Below are 12,570 nucleotides of genomic sequence, written 5' to 3'. Positions count from 1 at the left end.
CCGCCACGCGCCGGCTGACGGTCGGTTGGTCGGGCGCGCATCGGGTCTTCGCACGCCGGCATTTACTGCCTATGGCCATGGTTAACGGCCATGGGCCACGGGGGAAAGATGCCGGATATCAAGAGCGTGCCGCACGCCACCCCGCTGACGCGTTCGCTCGGGTTGCTCGGCGTGCTGTTCCTGACGCTGTCGGTGGCGACGCCCGCTTCGTCGGTGTTCGTCATCGTGCCGGGGATGCTCCACGCCGCGGGCAGCGGCACGATCTGGGCGCTGGTACTCGCCGGCATCGTCTGCGTGGCCACCGCCTTCGTCTATGCCGAGCTCGCCTCGGTCTGGCCGATCGCTGGCGGCGAATATGTGATGGTGGCGCGCACGCTGGGGCCCCTGGCGGGGTTCGTGATGCTCGGCATCAACGTGTTCAACAACCTGCTCTTTCCGCCCGTCCTGGGGCTGGGGGTGAGCGCGGTGCTCTCGACCGTGATCCCGGGATTGCCGCAGGTGCCCGTGGCGGTGGCGGTCGTCGCGCTGTCGACGCTGATCGGGCTGCTCAACATCCGCGTCAACGCAGTGCTGACGGGCGTCTTCCTCGCCATCGAGATGCTCGCGCTCGTGGTGGTGGCGGTGCTCGGCTTCGCGCATGCCACCCAGCCGATCGGCGCGCTGGTGCTTCATCCGGTGATGCCGCTGGGCGCGACGCTGCACCCGGCTTCACCGGCGGCGATCGGGCTGGCCACCTCCGTCGCGATCTTCGCGCTGAACGGATACGGCGCCGCGGTGTATTTCGGCGAGGAGCTGCACGAGGCGGGGCGGCAGATCGGACGGGCGGTGCTCGTCGCCCTCGTCGCCACGTTGGTGCTGGAGATCGTGCCGATCGTGGCGCTGCTGATGGGATCGCGCGACCTTCACGCGGCGTTCGTGGACGACGATCCGTTCGGCACGCTGGTGCTGGCGCGGGGCGGCCCCTTGCTGTCGGGATGGATCGCGGTGGGCGTCGTGATCGCGATCCTCAACGCCGCGATCGCGTGCATCCTGTCGTGCGCGCGGTTCTTCTACAGCACCGGGCGCGACGGCGCGTGGGGGCGGCCGGTCGATCGCTGGATGCAGGCGATCCACCCGCGCTTCGACTCGCCATGGCTCGCCACGCTGTTCACCGGCGCGGTCGGGATCGCGGCGTGCTTCGCCCCGCTGACGCTGTTGCTGGTGTTGAGCGGCGCGGGGTTGATCGCGATCTATGCCGGGATTGCGGTGGCGGCGATGGTAGGGCGGCGGACGGGCGCGACCGCGCACGCGCCGTTCCGGATGCCGCTTTATCCGGCCGCGCCCGTGCTGACGCTGGTCGCGCTGGCTTATGTCGTGTATACCAATTGGCTCGATCTCGATGAGGGGCGCCCCAGCCTGATCGCCACGGCGGCGCAGATCGTCGGCGCCGCGCTTTATTACCGGCTGGTGCTGCGTCGCCGCGGCGCTTGGGTGGTGCGCGACCCGGCGGAGCCCGCGACGGGTTGAAAATTGGGCGCGCTTGCGCCATCGGCAGGGTCCGCGTCCGATCCCGGTCGCTCAGAGGAACATGCATGTCGTCGTACAAGGCCCCGACTTTCAGCGAACGCGCCGCGAATGCCGCTGCCGCCAAGCAACGGGCGCTGGACAAGCTGAAGGCCAAGCCGCCGATCGACCCGGCGGTGGCCGCCGAACGCGCCGCCGCCGCCGAGCGTCGCGCCGAGCGCGAGGCCGAACAGTCCGCCCGTCGTGCCGCCCGGATCCAGGCCGAACAGGATGCCAAGGCCGAAGCCGCGCGCAAGGCGCAGGAAGAGGCCGATGCCGCCGAGGCCGCGCGCAAGGCCAGCGCCAAGCCCGAACTGACCGACGCCGAGAAGAAGGCCCTCCGCGACGCCCGCTACGCCGCGCGCAAGGCGCGCCGCTGAACGATCTTCGCCGCCCTTCGGAGCGGCGAATTCGGTTCATTTTGCCAGCAATATTGCTTGGTACGCCCGATCGCCTATGTTCGGCTGCATGACGCCGCCGATCGAGCATTTGACCGAGCCGCAGCGTGCCTGCCTCCGCCTCGTAGCCAGCCATCACAATTCGAAGGAGATCGCCGGGTTGCTCGGCGTGTCGCCGTCGGCCGTCGACAAGCGGATCGAGCGCGCGGTGCAGATGCTCGACGCGCGCTCGCGCTTCGCCGCGGCACGGATGCTGGTCGAGCATGAAGGCGGTACGACGTCCGATCGCCTGCCATGGGAGCCGATCGACGTTCCCAACACGGCCGATGTCGCGCCAATCCCGCTGTCGAACGAGCCGTGGTGGCTCGCTCGACGGCTGCTGGGCTTGTCACCCGGCGGTCGCCAAGGCGGGAGGATGCGCAACCACCTCACCAAGCTTCAGCGGCTTGGCATGATGGTCGCGCTCACCCTGTTCGTGGCGGTATCGTCGATGGTCGTGCTGAACATGGCGCTCACCCTGTCCAGCCTGATCGCGCATTATCGTTAGCGAACGTCCCCGCCGCTCTGCGAACGACACGCGGCTTGCCGCGACGGGGGGAATGATCGATGTTGAAGGAACGACGCCAGGCTGCCGATCTCGTGACGGCCGATTTCCTGAAGGCCGAACGGGCGGCCGACGAAGCCGCCACCTGTGCGGCGGATTGCGTGGCGACGATGCTGCGCCAGCGCGCCGATGCACGCCTGCCGGTGGCCACCGGGCTCGACGCGATCCAATTAGTGTCCGAGGCGACCGCCGATCTGGTGCGTGCCCGCCACCGGCTGGTGGAAGCGCACCGGGCGCTGGTGACGGTCCGGTCCGATATCGGTCTCGGCGCGTTCTATGCCTATGGCGACGAAAGCGATTGCCCACCCGCGCAAGCGCGTTCGCCCCAGCCCGTGGTCCTGAGCGCCGTAGCATGACCAGGGAATGCTGAGTGGATAGCCGGGTCATCATCTTCAACGTCTTCGCCACTGGCGCAACGCTGTTCGCGTTCGCCAGGGGCGGAGCGCCCGAGCGGATCGGGGGAGGCCTGCTGCTGCTGGCGGCCTTGATGACACGGGTGGTCGAGACCAGCACGAGCGTGGCGTTCGTCCACACGGACGTGGGCGTGCTGGCCGTCGATGGCGCGCTGCTCGTCGCGCTTCTGGTGCTCGCGCTTTACGCCGATCGATTTTGGCCGCTCTGGATCGTGGCGCTTCATGCGCTCGGAACCACCGCCCATATCGTCAAGGCGGTCGACCCGACCGTGCTGCGTCTGGCCTACGCTATTCTCACCAAGGCCTGGGCCTATCCGATCACCGTCATCCTGATCGTCGCCACCGTGCGACATCGGCGGCGGCTTCTGCAGAATGGCCGCGATCCGGACTGGAGCATCCAGCCGGGCGCCTGAGCCGCGTTCATCGGAACATCACCGTGACCACATTGTCCATATCATCCTACGTCATGGCGCCCGCGCCACGGCGCCCGACGCCTTCGGCCGCGCCGCGTCGGTCCGTCTCCGACGGCATCATCGACGTCGCGCAGCGGGCCTATGCGCTGAACGAGCGGCGCACCGCCCTGATGGGCGAGGGGCTGTTCGGCGACCCCGCCTGGAACATCATGCTCGACCTGTTCCTTTCGGAATGTGAAGGGCGACCGCTCTGCGTCACCTCGGTGTGCGTGGGGGCGCGCGCGTCCTCGGCGACGGCACTGCGCTACATCGCGCTGCTGCGCGCCCGGGGACTGCTGGACCGTATCGCCGATACGGTCGACAAGCGTCGCACCTATGTGCGGCTGACCGATCGCGGCTGGAATGCCATGGTCGACCTTCTCGACGGCGAACGCGGTGCCGAGGCGGAGCGTTCAGGCCGCCGCGGCCGCGCGGCTCGCTAGATCGGCGAGCCACGCCTCGGCCTTGAACAGCGCCGGCGCATCGTCGACGTCGATCCAGTCGAGGTCGCTGCAATCCATCGCGAGCGCGGCGCCGGTTGCGGCGACCGCGCGCACGCCCTCGGTCAGCGAGGGTGCGGCAATCCGCTTCAGCGCCGCAAAGAGCGCGGGTCCGACCGCGAATACACCCGTGTCATAGGCGTCGTGCGGTGCGAGACCTTTGCCGATCGCGACGATCGCGTCGCCACGCGTCGCCACGCAGGTGACGTCGTCGGGATCGACCCAGGCATGGCCGAGCCGCCGGTCGATCCCGAGCCGAAGCCCTTCGCCGGCTCCCGCCCGGGCGAGGCGCGCATAGAGCGCCGGGTCGACCAGATGATCGCACATCGCCAGCACCGCGCTCGCATTGCCCAGCCGCGCGGCGGCCGCCAGCAGGGACACGCCGTTGGGCGCAAGCCAGTCGGCGACGTCCACCGTTTCCACGGTGATCGGCCACCGTCTGGATGCGAGATGCGCCTGGATCGCGGCCGCGCCATAGCCGAGCGTCACGATCGCGCGCGACAGACCGGCCTCGGCCAGCCCATAGATCGCATGATCGATCAGCGCTCGGCCGCCGACCGGGCAAAGCGGCTTGAACGGCGTGGTGCCGCGCAACCGGCTTCCCTGGCCGGCGGCGAGAAGCACGGCGGTGTCGATCACGCGTCAGGCTGCCTTGATGAACTCTTCGACCGCGATCTGCGCCAGATCGTCGGTCATCTGCGCGCGGGGGTGTTTGCAGAAGTAGGCGGAGGCGGGATCGACCACGCCCTTGATGCCACGATCCTTCGCGATCTTGGCACAGCGGATCATGTCGATCGCGACGCCGGCCGAATTGGGCGAATCCTCGACCGAGAGGCGCAGCTCCAAATTCATCGGCACGCCGCCGAACAGCTGGCCTTCCATGCGCAGGAAGCACACCTTGTTGTCGTTCTGCCACGGCACGTAATCGGACGGGCCGATATGCACGTTGTCGTCGTCAAGCCGCTCGGCTGCCACGGACTGCACCGCCTCGGTCTTGCTGATCTTCTTCGATTCGAGTCGGCGATGGTTCGACATGTTGAGGAAGTCGGTGTTGCCGCCGGTGTTGAGCTGGTACGTCCGGTCGAGCTTTACGCCGCGCTTGGCGAACAGGTCGGTCAGCACGCGGTGGACGATGGTCGCGCCGAGCTGTGCCTTGATGTCGTCGCCGATGATCGCCACGCCGGCATCCTCGAACTTCTTGGCCCAGACGGGGTTGGAGGCGATGAACACGGGAATGTTGTTCACGAAGGCGACGCCGGCCTCCAGCGCGCATTCGGCATAGAATTCGGTCGCCTCTTGGCTGCCCACCGGCAGATAGTTCATCAGGACGTCCGTGCCGCTCTCGCGCAGTTCGCGCACCACGTCGTCCTTGGTCGGCTCGGCCATGTCGGCGAGCAGGAAGGTGCGGTCGTCCTTGTAATCGGCCATGTGGTCGGCCACGCCGTCCAGCTTGCGGCCCATCTTCACCACGGTTCCGGTGGCGGTCACGTTGGGCGCGAACACCGCGGTGCAATTGGGCTTGGCGAAGATCGCCTCGGCGACGTCCTTGCCCACCTTGCGCTTGTCGACGTCCCACGCCGCGACCACCTTGATGTCGCTCGGCCGATAGCCGCCCATCTCCATGTGCATCAGGCCGACGGTGTCGTTGGCGCCTTCGCGATAATGCTCGAGGCCCTGGACGAGCGAGCTTGCACAATTGCCGATACCCACGACGGCGATCCGGATGCTAGACATCAGTGACGGTGTTCCTTTGAAGAGAAGGCGGGCGCGAGACGATCGTCGCCTGCAAAGGCGGCTGCCGGACCATGGACGAAGCCATGCTCCACGCGCCGGTGACGGATCATGGTGGCGATCGCGATCGGGGTGAGGACCACGATCTCGAACCACCAGAAATAACGGGGATTGCCGACGAGGCAGGCCAGGAAGACCGCCGCCACGCGTACGTTCGCGCTGAGCCAGGCCATCGCCCGCATCGGGGGCACCGCGGCATCGCCATAGGCGCGGCCGAGCGCCCGCGGATCGGGGCTGCGCGCCAGAAGCCGCTCGAAAGGCTGGGCCAGCCGATCGAAGCTGGTGGAGACCCAGTCGTAGAGCATCACCAGCGGCATGCGGCTGAGCCGGGGCAGGGCGATCAGCGCCTCGCCACGGACCCTGCGGTGGAAGCGCGCGCGTTCGCCCTCATAGAGGCTCGATTGCACCATGTGCGCGACGCCTGCCGAAATGGCGAGGATCCAGCCTTCCACCGTGCCGATGCCGAGCGCGATCCGGACATAGATGAGGATGAAGACGCCGTGATCGACCAGCCCGTCGAGCATCCGCCCGATCGCGCTCGACGTGCCCGTCGCGCGCGCGACCATGCCGTCCAGCCCGTCGGCGATCAGCCAGCCGACCGACAGGATCAGGCCCAGCATTGCCGCCCAGGGACTCTCCCAGCGCGCATAGGCCGCGGCCGCACCGATCCCCAGCATCAGACCGATCAGCGAGACCAAATTGGCCGACAGGCCGAGCGCAAGCGCCGACGGCAGCAAGGCGCGTGCCGCCGGGTGGATGATCCTGAGATTGGATGGGTCCTCGATCCGGGGGTCGCGCGATCCATCCGGTGAAGAGGATGTCATAGGTGGGTCACAATGCGCCTGTAAGGCCTCTATTGCAAGTTCGCCTACGGCATTTCCGGCACGTTTGCACGGAGTTCGTCGCGCCACACCCGCGCGGTGCCATCGGACGGCGCCCGCCAGTCGCCACGCGGAGACAGCGCGCCACCGGCCGAAACCTTGGGTCCGTTGGGAAGCGCCGACCGCTTGAACTGGCTGGTCGCGAAGAAGCGCTGGAGGAAACGATCCAGCCACATGACGATCGTCGGCAGGTCATAGGCGACGCGCGAGTCGGCGGGCATGTCCTCGGGCCAGCGCCCGGCCGCCGCGTCGCGCCAGGCATGCCAGGCGAGGAACGCGATCTTGGAGGGGGCGAGCCCGTGGCGGACCACGTAGTGCGCGAAGAAATCGTTGAGCGCATAGGGGCCGATCTTCGCCTCCGTGCTCTGGATTGCGCCATCGGCGCCGACCGGCACCAGCTCGGGCGAGATTTCGGTGGCAAGGATCGATTCGAGCACCGCATCGGTGGCGGCATCGAATTCGCCGTGGCGAACGCACCAGCGAATCAGGAACTGGATCAGCGTCTTGGGCACGCCCGCATTCACCGCGTAATGGCTCATCTGATCGCCGACGCCATAGGTGCACCAGCCGAGCGCGAGTTCGGAGAGGTCGCCCGTGCCGACCACCAGCCCGCCCCGTTGATTGGCCAGGCGGAAGAGATAATCGGTGCGCAGGCCCGCCTGGACGTTTTCGAACGTCACATCATAGGCCGGCTCGCCGCGCGCGAAGGCGTGGTCCATGTCGCCCAGCATTTGGCGGGCGGCGGGGCGGATGTCGATTTCCGCGGCGGTGACGCCAATCGCGCGCATCAGTGCCCAGGCATTGGTTTTGGTCGAATCGCCCGTCGCGAAGCCCGGCATGGTGAAGCCCAGAATGTCGGTGCGCGGCCGGCCGAGGCGGTCCATCGCCTTGGCCGCCACGATCAGGGCGTGCGTCGAGTCGAGCCCGCCCGAGATGCCGATGACGAGCGTTTGCGCGCCCGAGGCGGTGATTCGCCGGGCAAGCCCCTCGACCTGGATGTTGAACGCTTCGTAACAGTCCGCGTCGCGCTTGCCGGGATCGTTGGGCACGAACGGGAAGCGCCGCATGTCGCGCCGAAGCCCGCGATCGACGATAGGCGCTTGGTGATCGAAGCCGATCCGGCGAAAGCGCGTCTCGGGATTGCCCGCCAATCGCGCGGCATCGCCGAAACTGCCGTTGCGCATCCGCTCCTGCACGATCCGCTCCGCATCGACATCGGCGACGGTCAACGCGTTTCCGGCGGCGAACCGCGGCGATTCGGCGAGCATCTCGCCCAGCTCGTGGACCATGCCCTGGCCGTCCCAGGCCAGATCGGTGGTGCTCTCGCCCGATCCGGCCGCGGCATAGACATAGGCGCACAGCGCGCGGGCGCTTTGCGACGCCGACAGCAGCACGCGCTCGCGTGCCTTGCCGATCACCACGTTGGAGGCGGACAGGTTGCAGCAGATCACCGCGCCGGCCAGCGCGCCCATCGTGGAAGGCGGCGTGGGCGCCCAGTAATCCTCGCAGATCTCGACATGAAAGATGAAATGCTCGAGGTCGGTCGCCGCAAAGATCAGGTCGGTGCCGAATGGCACGGCCTGCCCCGCCAGCGTGACGTGACGATCGCCCGTGATGCCGGCACCGCTCGAGAACCAGCGCTTTTCATAATATTCTCGGTAGTTGGGCAGAAACGTCTTGGGCACCACCCCCAGGATCCGTCCGCGGGCGATCGCGACGGCGCAATTGTAGAGGCGCCCGGCCTGCGAAAGGGCGGCGCCGACGATCAGCACCGGGCAGAGATCCGCGCTCGCCGCAGCGATGGCGGCGATCGCCGCTTCGGTGGCGCGGTGTTGCGCGGTCTGGAGATGAAGATCGTCGATCGCGTAACTGGTTAGGTTCAGTTCGGGATAGACGACGAGATCGACACCGTCGGCATCCGCCTCCCGCGCCAGCGCGATGGCGGCTTCGGCGTTTGCGATGGTGTCGCCGACCGATGCCACCGGAGTCGCGGCGGCGACGCGAATCAGCCCATGGCTATGGATCGCATGGAACGGGTGCGTGGACATGGCGACTCCTTCGACGCAAAGCCCTTAGGCCGCGGTTCCGCATCCGCCAAACGCGGGGCACGTCTTGGCAGCTTCGCCCGCGCGCGGCATGGCGGCCCGCCAACCATAGGAACGAGGCCGATGACGACGCTCTACGGCATCCGCAATTGCGACACCGTCAAAAAGGCCCGCCATTGGCTCGACGCGCACGGCGTCGCCCATGATTTCCACGATTACAAGACGGCGGGCGTGGATGCCGATGCGCTGGCTGGCTGGATCGACCGGCTGGGCTGGGAAGCGTTGCTCAACCGATCGGGCACGACGTTTCGCAAGCTGCCCGATGCTGACAAGGTCGGGCTGGATCGCGATCGGGCACTCGCCGTCATGGTCGCCAATCCGTCGGCGATCCGCCGTCCCGTGGTGGTCTCGGGCGACGCTCTGCTCGTCGGGTTCGATCCACAGCGCTACGCTGCCGCCCTGAACGCTTGATCCATGTTGCGCCTCGGCGGTGAATGGCGCAACAATCGCCCCGCGAATGGGAGCGTCGAATGGGCTATGTCAGGCAGGAAGCACCCTTCTGGTTCAAGGTGACGGTGGTTGCCCTGCTGATTTGGGCGCTCGCCGGCTGCTATGCCTGTGCGCAACAATGGCGGCTGGGCGCTGAGGCGCTGGGAACGCCGAGCGGTTATGACCGCGCGCTGTTCGCCCGGCTGCCGACGTGGTACGATCTGGTCTATGCCTTCGCCGTCGGCAGCGGGTTGCTGGGGGCGTTGGCGCTCGTCTCGCGCGCCAAGCTGGCGCGACCGCTCTATGCGCTGTCGATCCTCGGCATCGTCGTGCAGTTCGGCTGGCTGTTCACCGCCACCGACATCGTCGCGGTAAAAGGCGCGCTGGCGGTTGTCCCGTTTCCGATCCTGATCCTCGCCACCGCGATCGGCGGCTTCGTGATTTCGGGCCGGGCGCGGCGACGTGGCTGGATCAGGTGAGCCGGGCGGGTTAGGACCGGCGCCATGTCCACCACGTACACGATCGACACCGGCACCAGCCGCGCGAACCCGACGCCTTCGCCGATGAAGCGGCTGACCATCCCCGCGATCCGGCGGCAGAAGGGTGGCACGCCGCTGGTGATGCTCACCGCCTATACGGTGCGCACCGCGCAACTGCTCGATCCCCATTGCGACATGCTGCTGGTCGGCGACAGCCTCGGCCAGGTCGTCTACGGCTTGCCCTCGACCGTGCCCGTCACGCTCGAGATGATGGCTGCGCACGGCGCCGCGGTGGTGCGGGGCAGTTATCATGCGCTGGTCGTCATCGATATGCCGTTCGGCGCCTATGAGGCTTCGCCCGAAAAAGCGTTCGAGAGCGCGTCCTGGCTCCTGAAACAGACCGGCGCGGCGGCGGTGAAGCTGGAGGGGGGCGAGGCGATGGCGCCCACCGTGCGCTTCCTGTCCGAGCGCGGCATTCCGGTCATGGGGCATGTCGGCCTCACGCCTCAGGCGGTGAACATGCTCGGCGGCTATGGCGCGCGCGGGCGCAGCGAGGCTGAGGCGAAGAAGATCGTCGCCGACGCGGTCGCGGTGGCCGACGCCGGCGCATTCGCGGTCGTCGTGGAGGGTGTGGTCGAGGGCATCGCGATCGCCATCACCGACGCGGTCGCCTGCCCGACGATCGGGATCGGCGCCTCCGCCCGCTGCGACGGGCAGGTGCTGGTCGCCGAGGACATGCTGGGGATGTTCGAGCGGACTGCGCGCTTCGTGAAGCGGTACGATGACCTCGCGGGCCGCATCTCGGACGCCGCCACGCGCTATGCCGAGGAGGTGCGTGCACGCAGTTTTCCGGGGGAGGCGCAGACCTACGCCGCCCGGGACTGACCCGGCTTCCGTTTCCGCGCCGTCGCGGCTAAGGACTGCGCCTTGCGATCCCGATCATGTCCCGGAGCTCATCCTTGGCCCTTCCGCCGAAAACGAACGAAGCCTTTCTGCGCGAGGTCGATGACGAACTCCGCCGCGATCAGCTTGTTGGCTTCTGGACTCGTTACGGGAAACTCGCGATCGGCCTTGGGGTTGCGTTCCTCATTGCGCTTGCAGGGTTTTTCTACTGGCAGCACCATAAGGAGCAGACTGCGGGCTTGGCCGGCGAACAGCTCCAATCCGCCTATGACGCGCTGAGCGACGGCAAAAAGGACGTGGCGTCGTCGACGCTGGCGCCGCTCGCAGCGTCGGGGCGCCCGGGCTATGCGACACTGGCGCGCTTCACCCAGGCCGATCTGCTGCTGCAGAACAAGAACGAGAAGGGCGCCGCGGCGATGTTCGCGGCGATCGCCGATGATTCCGCTGCCGCCAAGCCGTTCCGCGATCTGGCGCTCGTCCGCCAGACCTTGGCCGAATATGACACGCTGAAGCCGCAGGCGGTGATCGATCGCCTCCGGCCGCTCGCGGTGCCGGGCAATCCGTGGTTCGGCAGCGCAGGCGAGATGGTCGCGGTGGCCTATCTGCGCAGCGGCCGTCGCGACCTGGCGGGCCGGATGTTCGGCCAGATCGCGCGCGACGCCAATGTGCCGCAGTCGATTCGTCAACGCAGCGTTCAGATGGCGGGCGTACTGGGCGTCGATGCCGTCGCCCAGAGTGAGGATGTGAAAGCGCAATGAAGACCGAACTCCGCGCCTCGATCGCGATCGGCGCCATGCTCGCGCTCAGCGCCTGCGGCATCTTCAAGGGTGGCCACAAGAAGACGCCGACGCTGGGCGACCGGATCCCCATCCTCGTTTCCGAAAACGGCATCGATACCGACAAGACGATGGCCGATGTCCAGGTGCTGCTGCCGGTCGCCGCGGTGAACGACAGTTGGACGCAATCGGGCGGCAACGCGCAGAAATCGATGGGCCAGTTGGCGCTCGCCACCCAGCCCAAGCGGCTGTGGGAGGCGACGATCGACGGCGGCTCGAACCGCGCCCGGCTCGCCGCGACGCCAGTGGTGGCCGACAAGAAGCTGTTCGTCGTGGACGTCGAATCGACGGTGCATGCCTTCGCCTCGGACACCGGCACGGTGCTGTGGGAAAAGACCACCGCTTCGCCCGAGGGCAACCGTCACGCGCGGTTCGGCGGCGGTGTCAGCTATGACGACGGCAAGGTCTTTGCGAGCGACGGTCTGGGCGACGTGGTCGCGCTGAACGCGGCGGACGGCAAGGAATTGTGGCGCGCGAAGCCCGGTGGTCCGTTGCGCGGCGCGCCGACCATTTCGAACGGTTCGCTCTACGTGCTGACGCAGGACAATCAGGTGTTCGCGCTGTCGGAGGCGGACGGCAAGGTGCAATGGGCGCAATCGGGCACGCTGGAGACGCAGGGCGTGTTCGGCGTGGCGGCGCCCGCCGCTAGCCAAGGCACGGTCGTCACCGGCTTTTCGAGCGGCGAACTGAGCGCCTATCGTTACGAGAATGGCCGCGTGCTGTGGCAGGACGCGCTGTCGCGCACCTCGATCAGCACGTCGGTGTCGAGCCTCGCCGATATCGATGCCGATCCGGTGATCGATCAGGGCAAGGTCTATGCGGTCGGGCAGGGTGGCCGCATGGTCGCGCTGGATCTCGGCACCGGGCAGCGGCTGTGGGAACAGAATCTCGCCGGCATCTCGACGCCCTGGATCGCCGGTGAATGGCTGTTCGTGGCCACCGACGATGCGCGCCTGCTCTGCCTCGCGCGCGCGACGGGCAAGGCGCGTTGGATCGCGCAGCTTCCCGCGTTCCGCAACGTGAAGAAGAAGAAGGATCCGATCACTTGGTACGGCCCGGTGCTCGCCGGCAATCGCCTCGTGCTCACCAATTCGGATGGCGGCATCGCCTTCGTGAACCCGGGCGACGGATCGATCGCGGATACGATCGAGACCAAGGGTGGCTATACGCTGCCGCCGGTCGTCGCCAATTCGACGCTGTACGTGATCGACGAGCGTGGGCGGCTGACCGCCTATCG

The 12,570-nt window shown here is 67.6% G+C and carries 16 protein-coding genes; 11 read left to right on the top strand and 5 right to left on the bottom strand.

Annotated features, from left to right (window positions below):
• Nucleotides 1–108 precede the first annotated feature (108 nt).
• From OXQ95_RS02770 to OXQ95_RS02745, 6 genes are all read left to right on the top strand, one after another.
• Entirely contained in the window at nucleotides 109–1,506 is a 1,398-nt protein-coding gene (locus OXQ95_RS02770; RefSeq protein ID WP_267379334.1) for an APC family permease, read from the top strand.
• 65 nt (nucleotides 1,507–1,571) lie between these two features.
• Entirely contained in the window at nucleotides 1,572–1,922 is a 351-nt protein-coding gene (locus tag OXQ95_RS02765; RefSeq protein ID WP_242096236.1) for a DUF6481 family protein, read from the top strand.
• A gap of 88 nt (nucleotides 1,923–2,010) precedes the next feature.
• A complete protein-coding gene (locus tag OXQ95_RS02760; RefSeq protein ID WP_242096237.1) occupies nucleotides 2,011–2,487 on the top strand; it encodes a helix-turn-helix transcriptional regulator in 477 nt (158 codons plus the stop codon).
• Between the two features lie 59 nt (nucleotides 2,488–2,546).
• Entirely contained in the window at nucleotides 2,547–2,900 is a 354-nt protein-coding gene (locus tag OXQ95_RS02755) for a hypothetical protein (RefSeq protein WP_267379331.1), read from the top strand.
• Nucleotides 2,901–2,914: 14 nt separating this feature from the next.
• On the top strand, nucleotides 2,915–3,370 hold the full coding sequence (locus OXQ95_RS02750; RefSeq protein ID WP_267379328.1) for a hypothetical protein: 456 nt from the start codon (nucleotides 2,915–2,917) through the stop codon (nucleotides 3,368–3,370).
• 23 nt (nucleotides 3,371–3,393) lie between these two features.
• Entirely contained in the window at nucleotides 3,394–3,852 is a 459-nt protein-coding gene (locus tag OXQ95_RS02745) for a winged helix DNA-binding protein (protein ID WP_242096240.1), read from the top strand.
• Here the strand turns inward: OXQ95_RS02745 and OXQ95_RS02740 are convergent.
• Genes OXQ95_RS02740 through OXQ95_RS02725 form a run of 4 tightly spaced genes read right to left on the bottom strand, consistent with a single transcriptional unit; the run spans nucleotide 3,823 to nucleotide 8,629 of the window.
• Nucleotides 3,823–4,548: an NTP transferase domain-containing protein gene (locus tag OXQ95_RS02740; protein ID WP_267379325.1), complete on the bottom strand. Its 726-nt coding sequence runs from the start codon at nucleotides 4,546–4,548 to the stop codon at nucleotides 3,823–3,825. The two genes, OXQ95_RS02745 and OXQ95_RS02740, sit on opposite strands and share 30 nt — an antisense overlap.
• Nucleotides 4,549–4,551: 3 nt before the next feature.
• On the bottom strand, nucleotides 4,552–5,643 hold the full coding sequence (locus OXQ95_RS02735) for an inositol-3-phosphate synthase (protein WP_242096242.1): 1,092 nt from the start codon (nucleotides 5,641–5,643) through the stop codon (nucleotides 4,552–4,554).
• Nucleotides 5,643–6,524 (bottom strand): CDP-alcohol phosphatidyltransferase family protein, encoded by an 882-nt coding sequence (locus tag OXQ95_RS02730; RefSeq protein ID WP_267379323.1) that lies wholly within the window; start codon nucleotides 6,522–6,524, stop codon nucleotides 5,643–5,645. The genes OXQ95_RS02735 and OXQ95_RS02730 overlap by 1 nt, the downstream gene beginning before the upstream one ends.
• A gap of 44 nt (nucleotides 6,525–6,568) precedes the next feature.
• Complete coding sequence (locus OXQ95_RS02725; protein WP_267379320.1) at nucleotides 6,569–8,629, bottom strand: NAD(+) synthase; 2,061 nt, start codon at nucleotides 8,627–8,629, stop codon at nucleotides 6,569–6,571.
• Between the two features lie 120 nt (nucleotides 8,630–8,749).
• Here OXQ95_RS02725 and OXQ95_RS02720 point away from each other — a divergent pair, with 120 nt between their 5' ends.
• From OXQ95_RS02720 to panB, 3 genes are read left to right on the top strand one after another with little or no spacing between them, the layout of a single operon-like run.
• The gene (locus OXQ95_RS02720; RefSeq protein WP_242096245.1) at nucleotides 8,750–9,097 is read left to right on the top strand and encodes an ArsC family reductase; all 348 of its coding nucleotides are present in this window, start codon (nucleotides 8,750–8,752) and stop codon (nucleotides 9,095–9,097) included.
• Nucleotides 9,098–9,156: 59 nt separating this feature from the next.
• Complete coding sequence (locus tag OXQ95_RS02715) at nucleotides 9,157–9,594, top strand: hypothetical protein (protein WP_267379316.1); 438 nt, start codon at nucleotides 9,157–9,159, stop codon at nucleotides 9,592–9,594.
• 24 nt (nucleotides 9,595–9,618) lie between these two features.
• On the top strand, nucleotides 9,619–10,479 hold the full coding sequence (panB, locus tag OXQ95_RS02710; protein ID WP_267379313.1) for a 3-methyl-2-oxobutanoate hydroxymethyltransferase: 861 nt from the start codon (nucleotides 9,619–9,621) through the stop codon (nucleotides 10,477–10,479).
• 68 nt (nucleotides 10,480–10,547) lie between these two features.
• On the opposite strand, the gene OXQ95_RS18780 is transcribed toward panB, so the two are convergent.
• Complete coding sequence (locus OXQ95_RS18780; protein WP_346731969.1) at nucleotides 10,548–10,718, bottom strand: hypothetical protein; 171 nt, start codon at nucleotides 10,716–10,718, stop codon at nucleotides 10,548–10,550.
• Between OXQ95_RS18780 and OXQ95_RS02705 the strand changes: the two genes are divergently transcribed.
• Both OXQ95_RS02705 and OXQ95_RS02700 read left to right on the top strand, forming a co-directional pair.
• Nucleotides 10,659–11,255: a tetratricopeptide repeat protein gene (locus OXQ95_RS02705; protein ID WP_346731967.1), complete on the top strand. Its 597-nt coding sequence runs from the start codon at nucleotides 10,659–10,661 to the stop codon at nucleotides 11,253–11,255. The genes OXQ95_RS18780 and OXQ95_RS02705 overlap by 60 nt on opposite strands.
• Nucleotides 11,252–12,570, top strand: a 1,319-nt coding sequence (locus OXQ95_RS02700; protein ID WP_267379307.1) for a PQQ-binding-like beta-propeller repeat protein, incomplete at its 3' end; no start/stop codon positions are given. The genes OXQ95_RS02705 and OXQ95_RS02700, both read left to right, overlap by 4 nt.

The organism is Sphingomonas sp. GC_Shp_6 (genome assembly GCF_026540835.1).
In the GTDB taxonomy this organism is placed as follows: Bacteria; Pseudomonadota; Alphaproteobacteria; order Sphingomonadales; family Sphingomonadaceae; genus Sphingomonas.
Note: the sequence above shows the minus strand (reverse complement) of the source record. Positions and strands in the feature narration are given on the sequence as shown.